Below are 15117 nucleotides of genomic sequence, written 5' to 3'. Positions count from 1 at the left end.
CTCAGCGACGGCGACGGCTGTCGATCTGGAGCAGATCTCGCACCTGTTGCAACTGGCGGGCCAGCGAGGGATCGATCGCCAGCTTCTTCTCAATCTGCTCGACTGCGTACATCACGGTGCTGTGGTCCTTGCCGCCAAAGACATCGCCGATGCGGGGCAGGCTCAGGTCGGTGCTCTGGCGCAGCAGGTACATGCCTACCTGGCGGGCCTGGCTCACAGCCCGTTTACGGCTGCTGCTGCGCATCTCCTCGGCGCTGACTCCGAAAACCTCGGCCACCTTGTCGACCACCTGCTGGGGGGTGACCGGCACCTCGTTACCCACGGGATCAAGCATCGGCGCCACCGATTCCACCGTCATCGGCAGGCCGGTGATCGAGGCGAAGGCCACCGCCCGGGTCAGGGCACCCTCCAATTCGCGGATGTTTGAGGTGAAACGCCCCGCCAGATACTGAATCAGGTCGCGGGGGAGGGTCATGCGCTCCTGTTCCGCCTTCTTGTGAAGAATCGCCATGCGGGTTTCCAGGTCGGGCGTCTGGATGTCGGCGATCAGTCCCATCGAGAAGCGGGATATCAGACGCTCCTGCAGGCGGGGGATCTGGCTGGGGGGGCGGTCACTGGCGATCACGATCTGGCGACCGGCCTCATGCAGGGCGTTGAAGGTATGGAAGAACTCTTCCTGGGTGTATTCCTTGCCCTCGATGAACTGGATGTCGTCAACAAGGATCAGGTCAGCGGCGCGGTAACGGTCGCGGAACTTCTGCATGCCGTCTTTGCGGATGGCCTGGATCAGGTCGTTGGTGAAGGTTTCGGTGGAGACGTAAAAGACCCTGGCCTCCGGATCGATCTCGAGGCGGTAGTGACCGATCGCCTGCATCAGGTGGGTCTTGCCCAGCCCGACGCCGCCGCAGAGGAAAAGCGGGTTGAATTCACGGCCGGGCGCCTCAGCCACCGCCAGAGCAGCCGCGTGTGCCATGCGGCTGTTCGGCCCCACCACGAAACGGTTGAAGACATAACGGGGGTTGAGCCCCGGAGCCGGACGACGGGGCGTCTCGCCGCTGGCGGTGGGACCGCTGGGGCCCACTGTGGCCCTGAGCACCGCCCCTGGTGAGGCACCGGCCAGCGTCTGCTGGCCGGTGCCCGGGCGCTCGGCCGGAGTGGAGCCATTCAGGGCCCCATCCAGCTCCTGCGCGGCGGCGGTGCCGACTTCCACCTGAATGGCGTGGCCGGCGAGATCGGTGGCCACCGCGGCGATCATCACCAGGTAGTTCTTACGCAGCCAGCCGCTGGCAAAGCTGTTGGGAGCCTCCAACTGGAGCTGCCCATCGGCGTAGCCCGTGCAGCGGGCCGGGCGGATCCAGGTTTCAAAAGTGGGCTTGCTGAGGTTGGCCTGCAGTGCCTCCTGGACTTGGTGCCACAGCTCCTGACCCTGCTGCACCGTCCAACCCTCACTCAGCCAGTGGCCGAATATAGGCAGCTCTCCCGACCTGAACCGTCTTTAATGAAGCGCTTCGCGGACCCTCTCCGCTTCGCGGCCCCGCTCCGCTCCCCCGCCATGACTCCCCACCGCGCCCCTGGCCTCCTGACGCCCCGTCGCCGGGTCCTGGCTGCGACCGGCCTCAGTGGATTTCTCCTGGCCAGCTGCGCAATCCCGCTGCCGAACATCCCTGGGCTGCCCAGGGGTGGCCCCACCGCCCCGGGTCCCCGGGTGAGTGACGCCCCTCCAGCCGCGCCGCTTCAGGTGGGCAGCAACTTCATCGTCAAGGCAGTCGAGAAGGTCGGTCCAGCTGTGGTGAGCATCGACACGGTCAAACGGGTGATCAATCCCCTCGGAGGCCTGTTCGGCGGGGGACCCTCGATCCAGCAGCAGCAGGGCCAGGGGTCTGGCTTCATCACCCGCTCCGATGGGGTGATCCTCACCAACGCCCACGTGGTGGAGGGCGCCAATGAAGTGTCGGTGACCCTGCCGGATGGGCGCAGCTTCAACGGCAAGGTGCTCGGCGCCGATCCCCTCACCGACATCGCTGTGGTCCGGGTTGTAGCCCAGAAGCTGCCGGTGGCGCCCCTGGGTGATTCCAGCCAGGTGCGACCCGGTGAATGGGCGATCGCCATCGGCAACCCCCTTGGCCTCGACAACACCGTGACGGCGGGCATCATCAGCGCGATTCAGCGCACCAATGCCATCGGCGAAGGCCAGCGGGTGCCCTACATCCAGACCGATGCGGCGGTGAACCCCGGCAACAGCGGCGGCCCCCTGATCAACGACCGCGGTCAGGTGATCGGCGTGAACACCGCCATCCGCCAGGCGCCGGGAGCTGGCCTGAGCTTCGCGATCCCGATCAACCTGGGTAAGCAGATCGCCGCCCAGATCCTGGAGAAGGGACGCGCCTCACACCCCTATATCGGGGTGCGCCTGCAGGCACTCACACCCCGACTGGCCCGGGAGATCAATGCCACCTCGAGCGAATGTCGCCTGCCTGAAACCGATGGGGTGGTGGTGGTGGAGGTGCTCAAGGACAGCCCGGCGGCCAAGGCGGGCCTGAAACCCTGCGACCTGATCGAGACCGTTGGTGGCAAGGCGGTGAAGAATCCATCCGAAGTGCAGGTGGCCGTAGATCAGGGCAAGGTGGGCCAGCCCCTGTCGATCAGCTTCAGACGGGGGAACAGCAGCCGCACCATCTCGCTGGAGCCGGCGGAGCTGCGCTCCAGCGAGTGAGCCCGCTGAAGCTGATCCGTCCCAGTAGGCAGCTGGTGGTGATGGCCCGCTGGCCGGCAGCGGGACGCTGCAAAAGCCGCCTGGCGGCGGGTACCGGTCCTGAGGCAGCCGCTCGGATCCAGCGCCGACTGAGCGAACACACCCTGGCTGCTGCACGCCAGCTGGGCGGCATCGAGCTGGTGCTGGCGGTGAGCGGCCTGGGTCCGCGGGGCGCCCGACGCTGGGGCCACAGCCTCGGCGCTCACCGGGCCGTGCTGCAGGGGATCGGTGGCCTGGGCAGCCGGATGGCCAGGCAGCTGGCGCGAGCTTTCGGCGAGGGTGCCCAGCAGGTGCTGCTGATCGGCACCGACCTTCCCATGCTGACCAGCGCGGATCTCGAGGCGGCGTTCGCGGCGTTCGCCCACAGCCCCCTGGTGCTCGGCCCGGCCAACGATGGGGGCTACTGGCTGATCGGGCTGACTGGACGCCGGTCCAGCCTGCTCAGCGGAATTCCCTGGGGAGGCACCGACGTGCTCCGCCGCACCCTGGAGCGGGCCGCCTGTGAGGGACTGGCCCCCGCTCAGCTGTCGGTCCACAGCGACCTCGACCGCCCCGGGGACCTGGAGCCCTGGCTGGGGTGAGGGCAACGGCTGCACCATCTGCCGTCGGCGCCCCCCTGGCGGTGGTGATCCCTGCCTTGAACGAGGCGGGGCACTTGCCGGCTCTGCTGGCGGATCTGGCGATGGCTCCCGCCGGCCTGATCGAGAGCTGCCTGGTGGTGGATGGGGGCAGCCGTGATGGCAGCTCCAGCCTCTCTGCCCTGGCGGGCGCACGGGTGATGCAGGCCACGGGCGGGCGGGGCTGCCAGCTGGCGGCGGGAGTCTCCCGCAGCAGTGCTGCCTGGTTGCTTTTGCTGCATGCCGACCTGCGTCTGGCGCCGGGATGGTGGTCGGCGGTGCAGTGGGCGATGGCAGCCCCTGAGGCTCCCTGGTGTTTCCGCCTGGGGATCCAGGGGGCAGGTCCCGCCCTGCGCCTGGTGGAGTGGGGCGTACGGCTGCGCAGTGGCCTCGGCCAGCTGCCCTACGGCGATCAGGGGCTGCTTCTGCCGCGGCGGCTGCTGGAGCGAGCGGGTGGTCTGCGGGCCCTCCCCCTGATGGAGGACCTCGATCTGATCCTGCGGCTGCGCCAGCTGGGCCCGATTCGCGACCTGGGGCTGCCCGTGCAGGTGGATGGACGGCGCTGGCGGCGCCTGGGGGTCTGGGGCACGGCCTGGCGCAACGCCCGGTTGCGCCGCGCCTGGCGCCGAGGCGTCGATCCCGCGACCCTGGCAGCCCGGTACTACCAGCTTTGAGCGGGCCGTCTGGACATCAGGAGGGTCAGGGCGAATACCAGAAGGCGCAGCGACGCTGGTGAGGTTCCAGCTCCCACCCCTGCGACTGATAGAACCCAACCACTTCGGGATCGGCGAACAGGCTGACCCGGTCCACCTCCATCAGCCTGAGCTGCTCGAGCACATAGTCCATCAGCTGCCGCCCCAGACCAGCGCCCTGGTACAGGGGATGGACGGCCACATCCCAGACCGTGGCCTCCATCACCCCATCGCCCGTGCAGCGGGCGAAGCCCACCAGGCGTGGCACCCTCGGGTCATGGCGCCAGAGGCCCACCCTCAGCAGGCTGTTCTGCAGGGCTTTGCGCACCCTCCTGATCGGACGGCGGCTCCAGCCGACGGCATCACAGAGCTGCTCGAGTTCCACCAGATCGATGTCCCGCTCCAGGCTGAGCACCAGCTCCAGCTGGGGGTTCGGACTGGGGCAATGGCGCCAGCCTGGGCCGTAAAAGCTCGAAAGGAGCGGGTCTGTGTCCAAACCAGACGGCCGAGGCAACGCATTGGCACGATCCTGCCCGATCGAGGGCGTTCCAGGGCAGGCTGGTGGCAGACCCCCTGAAGGGATTGGTTTCACGCTCCCAGGCCTTGGAACCCGACCAGCCCGGGCTGCTGCTGATCGCACTGCACGGCTGGATGCTCTCCGGCCGGCTCTGGGACCCACTGACTGCTGAACTGCAGAACCGCTGGCGTCTGTGGTGCCCTGATCTGCCTGGCTTCGGAGCGGAGCCGCGGCCGGCTGGACTGCAGCCGAGCCTGGCCAGCTATGGGCGCTGGGTCAGCGAGGCCTGCCACCGGATCGATCCCGACGCACCCGTCGTCCTGATGGGCCACTCCCTGGGGGGCAGCATTGCCCTGCACGCGGCCGGGCTCCTGGGGCCACGGCTGCGGGGGGTGATCCAGATCGCGGCCGGTGGCGGGGTGTATCAGCCCAGAGCCTTCGCCCGGGTGCGGCAAGGCGGCTCCCTGTTCCTGCGCTACCGCCCGGGTTGGCTGGCGCGGCTGCCAGGAACCGCAGCGATCAGCAGTCCGTTGGTGGCAGACGCGCGCGCGGCCCGGGGCCTGCTGGCCTGCAGCACCAACCGCGGCGCTGTCAGCCAGCTGCCCTCACTCACCGCCGCCCTGCAGGTGCCGAGCCTATGGATCGCGGGCAGCATGGATCAGGTGATGGCTCCCCGTTACGTGCGCCACCTGGCGGGCTATGCACCAGGCCATGAACTGGCCGTCATCCCAGACTGCGGCCACTTGCCGATGCGGGAGTGTCCCCGCCAGCTGGCCGCCCTGATCGACGCCTGGCTGGAGCGGCTGCCTTGATCCCTAAAGGCGTGCCAGACCCCGCTCCTGCAGGTCCGCCAGCTCGGCATAGAGGCCACCGGCCGCCCGCAGCTCCCGGTGGGTGCCCTGCTCGATCAGTCGCCCCCGGCGCAGCACCAGAATGCGGTCGGCCGCCTCCACGGTGGCCAGGCGGTGGGCGATGACGATGGCGGTGCGGCCGGTGAGCAGCCGCTCCAGATCGCGCTGGAGCGTGGCCTCGGTTGAAGGATCCATGAAGGCGGTGGCCTCATCCATCACCAGCACGGAGGGATCCCGCATCGCCACCCGCGCCACCGACAGCAGCTGGCGCTCACCCGAGGAAAGGTTCCCGCCCCGCTCACGCAATTCAGTGGCCAGGCCGTCAGGCAGGCGACGCAGGAGAGGATCAAGACCCAGCTCGGCGCAGATCCGCTCCAGGTCAGCCTGGGGGATCGGCGCGTCGAGGCGAAGGTTGTCTGCCACGTTGCCGCTGAACAGGAAGGTGTCCTGCAGGACCACCCCCAGCCGCTGGCGCAGGGTGGCACTGGGCAGCTCGCGGATGTCGATGCCATCGAGCAGGATCCGGCCGCTCTGGGGCTCATAGAGCCGACATAGCAGTCGGATGATCGTGGTCTTGCCGGAGCCGGTGGGACCCACCAGGGCCACCTTCTCCCCCGGGGCGATCCGGAAGCTCAGGTCGGTGAGGATCGGATCATCGGGGCGGTAGGCGAAGCTCACTGCCTCGAAGATCACTTCACCGGCGCTGGCTCGCAGCAGTCCAGAGCGTTGGGCGGCACTGCTGCGCAGGCCCTGCTCCAGGTCGGAGATCTCGATCGGCTGCTCCATCAGCTCACCGATGCGCTCCACCGCTGTGAGTCCTCCCTGGATCTGGGTGAAGCGCTCCGCCAGCTGGCGCAGGGGGTCGAACAGGCGCTGGGAAAAGAGGATGAAGGTGGTGAGGGTGCCCAGGCCGATGCTGCCGGCGATGACCATCCAGCCCCCGATGGCCAGCACCACGGCCACGGCGGTGAGAGCCACCCATTCGATGAAGGCCGACACGGCACTTTCATAAAAAATCGTGCCGGTGACGGCGCGGCGGTAGGCGTTGGTGGTGACGGCGAAGCGGGCACTGTTGGTGGCCTCACGCCGGAACATCTGCACCACCTCAAGCCCCTGCAGGTTCTCCTGCAGATCGGCGTTGAGCTGGCTGAGCTCTTCACGCACCCGGTAGTTGGCCTTGCGGTAACGGCCCTGCAGCCAGAGGATCACCAGGATGGCCGGCACCTGACTGGCCAGCAGCAGGGCACCGAGGCGAGGTTCGATGCTGATCATGGTCACGCCGATCACCAGCAGGGTGACCAGATCGGCCAGCACGCCGACGGCGCCGCTGCCGAATACCTCGGCCAGGGCATCCACATCGCTGGTGAGGCGGGTGAGCAGCTTGCCCACCGGGGTGCGGTCGTGGAAGCGCAGCGAAAGGGCCAGGGCGTGGCGGAAGAGGTCGTCGCGAATGCGGGCGGTGAGACGCTGGCCAACCGCCTGGACGCTGTAGGACTGAGCCCCCTGCAACGCCAGTCGCAGCAGCACCGCCCCGAAGAGAATCAGCACGAGGGTGCGCATCGCCTGCGACACGCTCTGGCCCGCCAGCCAGGCGGCCGTGGGCTCACCACGCAGGACGGCGATGGCCTGACCGATCAACAGCGGCTGGATCGCAGCGGCCAGCGCCACGGGGATCAGCAGCAGCACCACAAGAATCAGACGGCGCCGGTCGTAGCGCAGGTAGGGCAGCAGCCGCCTGAGCCGCTGGCTGTCGAGGGCGGCCATCAGCGCTGGGAGGGGGCGGAGGCGGACGTGGTCGTCGCGCAGCTGGAGGTGGCGACCCTGTCGATGATGTGTTGCAGCTCGCCGAGATCGAAGCGCAGGGCGAGGGGATTGCCGATCAGACGGGCAGTGCTGTGGAACAACTCATCAAGTGCCACCAGGCCGTTGTCCCGCAGGGTGCGGCCGGTGGCCACCAGATCCACGATCGCCTCTGACATGCCGGTGATCGGACCCAGCTCCACCGAACCGGTGAGATGGATCAGCTCCACGGGCAGATCGAGCCCTGCAAAGAAGGTTTCGGCGCAGCGAACGAACTTGCTGGCCACCCGGCAGTGAGCCGGCAGCTCCGCCGCCCGGCTGTAGCCACTGTTTTCCCTGACGGCCACGGCCATGCGGCAGCCGCCGAAGCCCAGATCCAGCAGCGGTGCCACCGGCAACTGGTGCTCGCGCAGCACGTCATCGCCCACCACACCCAGCTGGGCCTGGCCATAGGCCACATAGACAGGCACATCGCCATTACGCACGAGCAGGGCCCTGGCCCGGCCGCAAGGACTGGGCACCATCAGCTGGCGATTGTCGGCATCGAGCAGGGCGCTGAAATCAAGCCCGGCAGCGGCGAAGCAGCGGACCGAATCCTTCAGCAAAGCCCCTTTGGCTAGCGCGACGGTGATCATGGACTTACACCGCAACCTGAACTTTACCGATGCACGCGAGTCAGAGCGAGGTGGAGCTGATCCCGGTGCTGCATGACAACTACGTCGTTGTCCTCCACGACGGTGCACGGGCGGTGGTGGTGGACCCGGGTGTGGCCGAGCCGGTGATCAACTGGCTGGAGAGCAAGGGACTTGAGCTGGTCTCGGTGCTCCAGACCCACCACCACTGGGACCACATCGACGGCACCCCAGGGCTGCTGCGCCGCTGGCCTGGTGCAGCTGTGATGGCTTCAGGCGCCGACCGGGCACGCATTCCCTTCCAGACCGTGGCCCTGCAGGACGGTGACCGTCTGGAGCTGCTGGGGCGCTGCGTGGACGTCATGGCGGTGCCCGGCCATACCCGCTGTCACCTGGCCTTCTATCTGCCGCCGCTTCCGGGTGGCCAGGGAGAGCTGTTCTGCGGCGACACCCTCTTTGCCGCAGGTTGCGGGCGCCTGCTCGAAGGAAGCCCCGCGGAGATGCACCAGTCGCTGCAGCGGCTGGGGGCTCTGCCGGGGGACACCCGCGTGTGGTGCGCTCACGAGTACACCCTCGACAACCTGCGCTGGGCGGCGGCGAACTGTCCGGAGCCTGGGGCAGAGCGAGCGGCGATCCAGGAGCGGCTCGCGGCCGTGGACGAGCGGCGGCGGCGGAATCAACCCACCATCCCCAGCACGATCGCCCTGGAGTGGGCCACGAACCTGATGCTCAGGGCCAGCGATGCTGAAGCGTTCGCAAGCCGTCGCCGCAGCAAGGACCACTGGCAGGGCTGATCAGGCCGCTCTGGGGCTGGGGGACTCCGACGGCCAGAGGCTCTGGCCTGTGGGGAAGAGACGGGCGGCTTCGCCTGGCCGCATCGACGGCCGGCAGCGCAGGCCGAGAGGGTAGTCGCGCTCGAGGGGCAGGCGAAAGCGGAGATCAACCGGGGCAGCGGAGCTCGGGTCATCGAGCCGCACCTGGTAGAGCCACTCACGCCCGAGGAACTCGCGTGCCACCACCTCGGCGGGGCCAGTGGGATCGACGCTGAGATCAAAGGCCGATGGACTCAGCAGCACCTGCCAGGGGCCGGGGGCATCAGCGCTCGGGATGGATCCGCTCGGCTCAGGCCGCAAGGCACCGAGGGGCGTGAGCAGCTGGTCGCCGCTCCAATGGGCATCGAGCAGGTTTCCCTGCAACACGAAGCGGCCCACGAAGGCTGATGCGGGGGCTCGCACCATCTCTCGCGGACTGCTGCATTGGTGCAGGTGCCCCCCCTGCAGCACCGCGACCCGGTCGCAGATGGCCAGGGCCTCCTCCGGATCGTGGGTCACGATCAGGCCGCTGGCCTGGCAGCGGCTGAGCACGCCGGGGAGCTCGGCCCGCAGCCTCAGCCGCACCTCCACATCCAGGTTCGAGAAGGGCTCATCCAGCAGCAGCAGAGTTGGTCCCGGGGCGAGGGCCCGCGCCAGAGCCAGGCGCTGCCGCTGACCGCCCGAGAGTTCGTGGGGGTAGCGGCGCTCCAACCCCGTCAGCCCCAGCAGCTCCATCAGCCAGGCGGCCCGGCTGCGATCCTGGCGGGGCTTGAGCCCGAAACAGACGTTGCTCCAGGCATCGAGATGGGGGAAGAGGGCGTAGTCCTGGAAGACCATGCCCACCCCCCTACGCTCAGGTGCCAGCCAGCCGTGGGGGCCTGCCACCTCCTGGCCGTGGATCAGCACCCGGCCGCGAGCAGGCCGCTCGAAGCCGGCGATCAGGCGCAGCAGGGTGGTCTTTCCGCAACCGGAAGGGCCCAGCAACCCCACCAATTCGCCCTGGTGCAGCTGCAGGTTCACCCCCTGCAGGGTCCAGTTCTGTGGATTGCCATCGTCGGTGGCGCCGCGGGCACTGGGATAGCGGTGCCAGACGTTCTCCAGCCGCACAGGATCAGGTCGCTCATCCGCCTGGAGTGCGGTGGACACAGGCAGCGAAACCGGGGTGGAAGGAGCGATGGAGCCTGGTCCGTAAACTTGATCTCCATTTTCACCTGCCATGGCCATGGGTACTCCCGCCGAGGCGGTCACCACGGCCGCAGCGCCAGCACCAGTGGGTCCCTACAACCAGGCGGTCAAGGCGGGTGGACTGCTGTTCTGCTCCGGCCAGATCGCCCTTGATCCAGCCACGGGCATGCTTGTGGGCGACGGGGATGTGGAGGCCGAAACCAGGCAGGTGCTCACCAATCTTCAGGCGGTGTTGGGCGCGGCGGGCTGCACAGCCCAGCAGGTGGTGCGCACCACGGTGTTCCTCACCGACCTGGCCGACTTCGCCCGGGTCAATGCTCTCTACGCGCAGGTGTTCTCCGCAGGGATCTCACCGGCCAGGGCCTGCGTCCAGGTGGCGGCGCTGCCGAAGGGGGCCCTGGTCGAAATCGACTGCATCGCCCTGCTGGGCTGAAGGCTGGTGGCCAGCAGCTGAGCCGTCCCCCTTGCCCTGGCGACCACAGGGCGGAACCTTTGACATCCGTGTCTTGTAATGAAGGTGACAGTCAACAGCTGTCACAGCCGCCACCATGGGGAGGTTGTCGATGTGCGGGCCATGGCGTTTTCTTCCTTCCGTACCGTCTCCGCCGGCAAGCAGGCCCACGTTGAGCGGCTATACCGGTTGGTCGACCAGCGCTGCTGCCCCCACCCAGTCCTCGACGACCATTTCGACTCAATGGATGCCGCCTGGGACGCAGCCCAGGAGTGGTGGCAGCAGAACTGCAACGGCCTTGAGGACCCGATCGGCATCGGCGTCGAAGTGAGCACCCCCGGCGGCGACTGGCGCACGCTGCGCTACCCCGGCAACCACTGCGGCTGGGCACCCTGATTCCGTTCCCGCTCAGCGGGCCAGGCACCAGAGCCTTGATCACGGTTGCCTCCGCCAGCCAGATCGTTGTTGGAGACCGGGCTGCCGACTGAGGCCTAGTAGATGGCCTCCTAACGTCGGCATCAGGCAGGAACTGAGCGTGAGCTGCCGCTGATGCGCCTGCTTCACACCTCCGACTGGCACCTTGGGCGGACTTTCCACGGCGCATCCCTGCTTGAGGAGCAGGCGGCTGCGCTGGCGCGGATCGTCGAGCTGGCCAGGGAGGGGGCTGTTGATGCGGTTCTGATCGCCGGCGACCTCTACGACAGGGCGATCCCCCCATCCGAGGCCGTTCAGCTTTTCAACGAAACTCTGGCCCAGTTGCGCCAGAACGGTGCCGCGGTGGTGGCGATCGCCGGCAACCACGATTCCCATGTGCGGGTGTCGGTCTACGACCCCCTGCTCGCCTCCTTAGGGGTGACGATCCGGGGGGACGTGCGCCGGGCCCATGAGCCGGTGCTTGTGAGCCCACGGCTGGGGGGGTTCCCGGTGGCGATCTACCCGCTTCCCTACCTGGAGCCGGCGGTGGATGGGCCTGGCCTGATCAGTGCGCTGGGGGAGGAGACGCTGCCGGTGCGCCTCCGCCATGACGAGGTGACGCGGCTGGCACTGGAGCGGATCCGCCGGGATCTCCAGGGACGACCGAAGCAACGCTCTGTGCTGGTGGCCCACACCTTCGTCGCTGGTGGGGAGAGCTCGGAGTCGGAGCGGGAGCTCACGGTCGGCAACGTCGATCGGGTGAGCGCGGAAGCCTTCGCCGGCTTCGACTACGTGGCCCTGGGCCATCTTCACGGCTCCCAGCAGCTGGATGGCCCCCGGCTGGCTTATTCCGGCACGCCTCTGCCCTATTCCTTCTCCGAGCAGAACCACACCAAGTCGGTGCGGATCGTGGAGCTCGACGCCGCAGGCCAGCCAACGGTTGAGGTTGTGCCGCTACAGGTGGGGCGATCGCTCTGCACAATCGAAGGTGGCATCGAACAGCTCTGCCGTGATCCGCAGTTTGAGTCGGCCGTCGAAGCATGGGTGCGGGTGATCCTCAGCGACGAGGAGCTGCCCCTGCAGGCCATGGCCCGACTGCGCCGGCGCTTCCCCCATGTGGCCGAACTGCGCCACCGTCCGCCGGAGGTGCTGCGGTCCACGGCCAGCGAGCGCAACCAGCAGGTGCGCCAGGCCGCTTCACCGTTTGAGCTGACCTCGGCATTCTTCGCAGATCAGCAGGGGCGAGCCGCCAACCAGGCCGAGGGCGATCTGCTGCGGGAAGCGCTCGAGGCGGCCGCGAAGGGAGGGGAGCGCTGAAACCACACCAGCTCAGGATCGAGGCTTTCGGGCCATTTGCCCAGCCCGTGGAGATCGGCTTCGACGCGCTCAGCCAGGAGGGGCTGTTTCTGATCCACGGCAGCACCGGTGCCGGCAAGACCTTCCTGCTCGATGCCCTCTGCTTTGCGCTCTACGGCGAGGTGTCTGGGGATCGCAGCGTCAAGGCGCTGAAATCGGATCACGCCGTGCCCTCAGCCGTGCCGCGGGTGAGCCTGGAGTTCTCCAGTGGCGGAGTCCGCTACCGCGTGGAGCGATCGCCCGCTTACACCGCCCCCAAGACCCGGGGTGAGGGAACCACCGAAAAGACGCCGCAGGCGGTGCTGTTCCGGCTGGTCGGCAACGAGTGGCAGCCGATCGCCAGCCGCAGCACGGAGGTCACCCGCGAGGTGCAGGGGCTGGTGGGTCTGGATGCCGCCCAGTTTCGTCAGGTGATCCTGCTGCCCCAGGGCCAGTTCGCCGAAGTGCTGCGGGCCAGGGCCGAGGAGCGGGAGGCGCTGCTGAAAACCCTCTTCGACACGGTGATCTACGAGCAGGCAGGCAGCTGGCTGGAGGAGCGCGCCAAGGCCGCACGCATCGAGGTGGCCGAGCAGAACCGGACCCTGGAGGTGCTGCGCCACCAGGCCGCCCATGAGTGGAGCCCCTATGCCCTGCAGCCCTTGGAGGTACCCAATGATCAGGAGGACCTGGACCGGCTGGTGGAGCAGATCGCTTTGGTGGTGGGGGGCACCCAGGACAGCCTGAAGCAGGTGGGCGCAAGCCTTGAACTCGCCCTGCAGGCCATGGCAGCGATCGAGAAGACGGCCGACCGCTGGGATCGGCGCGCAGAGGCCCTCTCCAGGCTCACCGAACTGGAGGCCAAGCAGGAGGCGGTCATCGACTTCCGTCAGCGGCTGAGCAGGGCGGAGCAGGCCGAGACGCTGCGCCCCAGCGTGGAAGCCGAACAGGCCGCCCGTACTGCCCTGACCACTCTTGAGGCCCGGATCAAGGCAGAGCTGCTGCGGGCGAACCGGGCCAGGGACGCCGCTCTGGCCCTGCCAGCTTCACTGGTCCTGCTCGATCTGATGTCATTGCCATGCCAGGAGGAGCTGGGCCAAGCGCGCAACGACCTAGCGGCGCGACGGGTGGAGCTGACGGCCCTGGCCAGTCAGGCCATGGAGGCAGCCCATGCGAGGGCCAGGGCCGCCGCCGCTGCTGCACTGGCCAGCAGGGCGGAGGAGCGGCTGACCAGCAGCAACGCCGCCAGAGAAAACCGCCAGCAGGCGCGGCAGGCCGCCGCCGATGCCTTCACCAAAGCCTGCTCGGCCCGTGACCAGCTCAACGGGTTGCAGCGGGCGGCACAGGAGGCCCGTGATCGCGCCCGGGCCGTGGAGGCCATCGCCCCTGCCCAGAAGAAGGAGAAGGAGGCCACGGCCGCGAAAGCCATGGCCGATGCTCGGCTCAACCAGGCCAAAGCGGCCCTGAACGATCACCGGCGACATCAGATTGCCGGCATGGCGGCCCGGCTCGCCGGCGGACTGGAGCCTGGAGCCCCCTGCCCGGTCTGCGGTTCGGCGCACCATCCGGCACCAGCTCAGCCGTCCCAGGACGCCGTCAGTGATGAGGCGATCACTGGGGCTGAGAGTGAGCTGAACGTGGCAACCAAGGCTGCCGAGCAGGCTGCGGTTGATGTGCAGAAGACACAGGGAGAACTGGCGGCGGTGCTGGAGAAAGCCGGCGGCGCCGACCTTGATCAGGAGTCGGCGCGCACTTCAGCTCTACAGGCCAGCGAGACCCTGTCCACTGCGCAGGCCCTGGCCGAAACAGTGGCCGGTCTGGAGCTGGCGATCAAGGATCACGAGCAGGAGCTCCAGGCACTCCAAGCCAGCATTCAGTCGGCCAGCACGGAGCTGGCGGTGCAGTCCAGGGCCGCTGCGGACGAAAATCAACGGGCGCAGACCCTCACCGCCGACATCGCCAGCCAGCTTGGGGAGGGGGTCGATCCACTGCAGGCGGTGAAGACCTTCGAACCCCTGGAGGAAGCTCTGAAAGCTTTGGCGGGACGCTGCCAAGAATTCACCACTGCCATGACCCGGCTTGAGCAGGCTTCGGGCCGCCTGGCGACGGACATGGCTGGATCGGAGTTTGCCGATGGCCTGGCCGTGGTGGCCGCCCTCAGGGAGGAGAACGTGCGCCAGCTCTGGGCCCAGAGGATCAAGGCCTACGAGACGGAATTGATCGGGCTGAGGGGACTGCTGGCCTCAGCGGACCTGGCCGATCTGCCAGCGGAGCGGCCAGACTCCGCGACGGCCCAGGAAGCGGTGATTACCGCTGATGCCGCTCGCATGGCTGCCGTGGAGCGCCACAGCGAAGCCCGAGGAGCGCAGGCAGAGATCGAGCGGCTCAGCTCCGAGCACCGGAGCGGGGCAGGCGAGCTGGCCACCCGGCGAGAGCGGGCACAGTTGTTGAGTGCCGTGGCCGATCGCTGCTCTGGCAAGGCCGCTCCCTTCATTTCCCTGCAGCGCTGGGTGCTCTCCGCCTATCTGGGCGATATCTGCCGCTACGCCAACCAGCGACTTGAGCTAATGACCTCAGGCCGCTACCAGCTGCGGCTCACCGATGAGGGGGGGCGCGGCGGCCGCCAGGCGGGACTGGGCCTGCGTGTCCTCGATGCCTACACCGGCGAGGAGCGAGAGGTGGGCAGCCTCTCGGGCGGCGAAACCTTCCAGGCCTCCCTGGCCCTGGCCCTGGGCGTAGCCGACACAGTCGAGGCCCACTCAGGCGGGGTGCACCTCGAGGCACTGTTCATCGATGAGGGCTTCGGCACCCTCGATCCCGACAACCTCCAGCTGGCGATGGACGAGCTCGACCGGTTGCGGGAAGGCGGCCGCATGATCGGCATCATCAGTCACGTGGGAGCCCTCAAGGAGCGCATCCGCTACGGCATCGAGGTGCTCTCCAGCGATCAGGGCTCGAGGGTGTGTGTGGGAATGAACTCTCTGTCCTGACCAGAGCCGAGTGAGCTTCCCAGCTCTGACGGAATACCCATGAGCTCGGAAGGTAAAGTCACATCTGACGGG

General features: G+C 68.1%; 14 protein-coding genes. 9 read left to right on the top strand and 5 right to left on the bottom strand.

The window, feature by feature from the left end; all coding sequences use genetic code 11:
• Position 1 precedes the first annotated feature (1 nt).
• Complete coding sequence (dnaA, locus tag KBY77_RS00210; protein WP_255101621.1) at positions 2–1435, bottom strand: chromosomal replication initiator protein DnaA; 1434 nt, start codon at positions 1433–1435, stop codon at positions 2–4.
• 117 nt (positions 1436–1552) lie between these two features.
• Here dnaA and KBY77_RS00205 point away from each other — a divergent pair, with 117 nt between their 5' ends.
• The 3 genes from KBY77_RS00205 to KBY77_RS00195 are packed head-to-tail and all read left to right on the top strand — an operon-like array spanning position 1553 to position 4043.
• Positions 1553–2713 (top strand): trypsin-like peptidase domain-containing protein, encoded by a 1161-nt coding sequence (locus tag KBY77_RS00205; RefSeq protein ID WP_399212066.1) that lies wholly within the window; start codon positions 1553–1555, stop codon positions 2711–2713.
• Positions 2710–3333: a TIGR04282 family arsenosugar biosynthesis glycosyltransferase gene (locus KBY77_RS00200; RefSeq protein WP_255101619.1), complete on the top strand. Its 624-nt coding sequence runs from the start codon at positions 2710–2712 to the stop codon at positions 3331–3333. The genes KBY77_RS00205 and KBY77_RS00200 overlap by 4 nt, the downstream gene beginning before the upstream one ends.
• Complete coding sequence (locus tag KBY77_RS00195) at positions 3330–4043, top strand: TIGR04283 family arsenosugar biosynthesis glycosyltransferase (RefSeq protein ID WP_255101618.1); 714 nt, start codon at positions 3330–3332, stop codon at positions 4041–4043. Before KBY77_RS00200 ends, KBY77_RS00195 begins: the two co-directional genes overlap by 4 nt.
• A 25-nt stretch (positions 4044–4068) precedes the next feature.
• On the opposite strand, the gene KBY77_RS00190 is transcribed toward KBY77_RS00195, so the two are convergent.
• Complete coding sequence (locus KBY77_RS00190) at positions 4069–4557, bottom strand: GNAT family N-acetyltransferase (protein WP_255093402.1); 489 nt, start codon at positions 4555–4557, stop codon at positions 4069–4071.
• 65 nt (positions 4558–4622) lie between these two features.
• Between KBY77_RS00190 and KBY77_RS00185 the strand changes: the two genes are divergently transcribed.
• The gene (locus tag KBY77_RS00185) at positions 4623–5390 is read left to right on the top strand and encodes an alpha/beta fold hydrolase (RefSeq protein ID WP_399211893.1); all 768 of its coding nucleotides are present in this window, start codon (positions 4623–4625) and stop codon (positions 5388–5390) included.
• A 3-nt stretch (positions 5391–5393) separates the two neighbouring features.
• Here the strand turns inward: KBY77_RS00185 and KBY77_RS00180 are convergent, their stop codons facing one another.
• Both KBY77_RS00180 and hisG read right to left on the bottom strand, forming a co-directional pair.
• A complete protein-coding gene (locus KBY77_RS00180) occupies positions 5394–7193 on the bottom strand; it encodes an ABC transporter ATP-binding protein (protein WP_255101616.1) in 1800 nt (599 codons plus the stop codon).
• Positions 7193–7864 (bottom strand): ATP phosphoribosyltransferase, encoded by a 672-nt coding sequence (hisG, locus tag KBY77_RS00175; protein WP_255101615.1) that lies wholly within the window; start codon positions 7862–7864, stop codon positions 7193–7195. Before hisG ends, KBY77_RS00180 begins: the two co-directional genes overlap by 1 nt.
• A 29-nt stretch (positions 7865–7893) precedes the next feature.
• Between hisG and gloB the strand changes: the two genes are divergently transcribed.
• Positions 7894–8655 carry a hydroxyacylglutathione hydrolase gene (gene gloB / locus KBY77_RS00170; RefSeq protein ID WP_255101614.1) on the top strand — a complete coding sequence of 254 codons (762 nt, stop codon included), beginning with the start codon at positions 7894–7896 and terminating at the stop codon, positions 8653–8655.
• Here the strand turns inward: gloB and KBY77_RS00165 are convergent, their stop codons facing one another.
• The gene (locus KBY77_RS00165; protein WP_255101613.1) at positions 8656–9819 is read right to left on the bottom strand and encodes an ABC transporter ATP-binding protein; all 1164 of its coding nucleotides are present in this window, start codon (positions 9817–9819) and stop codon (positions 8656–8658) included.
• Positions 9820–9889: 70 nt separating this feature from the next.
• On the opposite strand from KBY77_RS00165, the gene KBY77_RS00160 reads away from it, so the two are divergent.
• The 4 genes from KBY77_RS00160 (at position 9890) to KBY77_RS00145 (ending at position 15045) form a co-directional block, all read left to right on the top strand.
• Positions 9890–10291 (top strand): Rid family detoxifying hydrolase, encoded by a 402-nt coding sequence (locus tag KBY77_RS00160; RefSeq protein WP_399211890.1) that lies wholly within the window; start codon positions 9890–9892, stop codon positions 10289–10291.
• A 141-nt stretch (positions 10292–10432) separates the two neighbouring features.
• Complete coding sequence (locus tag KBY77_RS00155; protein WP_255101611.1) at positions 10433–10705, top strand: hypothetical protein; 273 nt, start codon at positions 10433–10435, stop codon at positions 10703–10705.
• 153 nt (positions 10706–10858) lie between these two features.
• On the top strand, positions 10859–12040 hold the full coding sequence (locus tag KBY77_RS00150) for an exonuclease SbcCD subunit D (protein ID WP_255101610.1): 1182 nt from the start codon (positions 10859–10861) through the stop codon (positions 12038–12040).
• Positions 12037–15045 carry an AAA family ATPase gene (locus KBY77_RS00145; protein ID WP_255102035.1) on the top strand — a complete coding sequence of 1003 codons (3009 nt, stop codon included), beginning with the start codon at positions 12037–12039 and terminating at the stop codon, positions 15043–15045. Before KBY77_RS00150 ends, KBY77_RS00145 begins: the two co-directional genes overlap by 4 nt.
• Positions 15046–15117: the final 72 nt, after the last annotated feature.

The sequence above is a fragment of the Synechococcus sp. Cruz-7E5 genome, assembly GCF_024345995.1.
GTDB lineage: Bacteria > Cyanobacteriota > Cyanobacteriia > PCC-6307 > Cyanobiaceae > Regnicoccus_A.
This window is presented reverse-complemented; position numbering and strand designations above follow the sequence as displayed.

Coding starts and splice junctions, on each gene's coding strand:
- KBY77_RS00205 (WP_399212066.1), top strand. CDS start 1,553: ATGACTCCCCACCGCGCCCCTGGCCTCCTGACGCCCCGTCGCCGGGTC.
- KBY77_RS00180 (WP_255101616.1), bottom strand. CDS start 7,193: ATGGCCGCCCTCGACAGCCAGCGGCTCAGGCGGCTGCTGCCCTACCTG.
- hisG (WP_255101615.1), bottom strand. CDS start 7,864: ATGATCACCGTCGCGCTAGCCAAAGGGGCTTTGCTGAAGGATTCGGTC.
- gloB (WP_255101614.1), top strand. CDS start 7,894: ATGCACGCGAGTCAGAGCGAGGTGGAGCTGATCCCGGTGCTGCATGAC.
- KBY77_RS00160 (WP_399211890.1), top strand. CDS start 9,890: ATGGCCATGGGTACTCCCGCCGAGGCGGTCACCACGGCCGCAGCGCCA.
- KBY77_RS00155 (WP_255101611.1), top strand. CDS start 10,433: ATGGCGTTTTCTTCCTTCCGTACCGTCTCCGCCGGCAAGCAGGCCCAC.
- KBY77_RS00150 (WP_255101610.1), top strand. CDS start 10,859: ATGCGCCTGCTTCACACCTCCGACTGGCACCTTGGGCGGACTTTCCAC.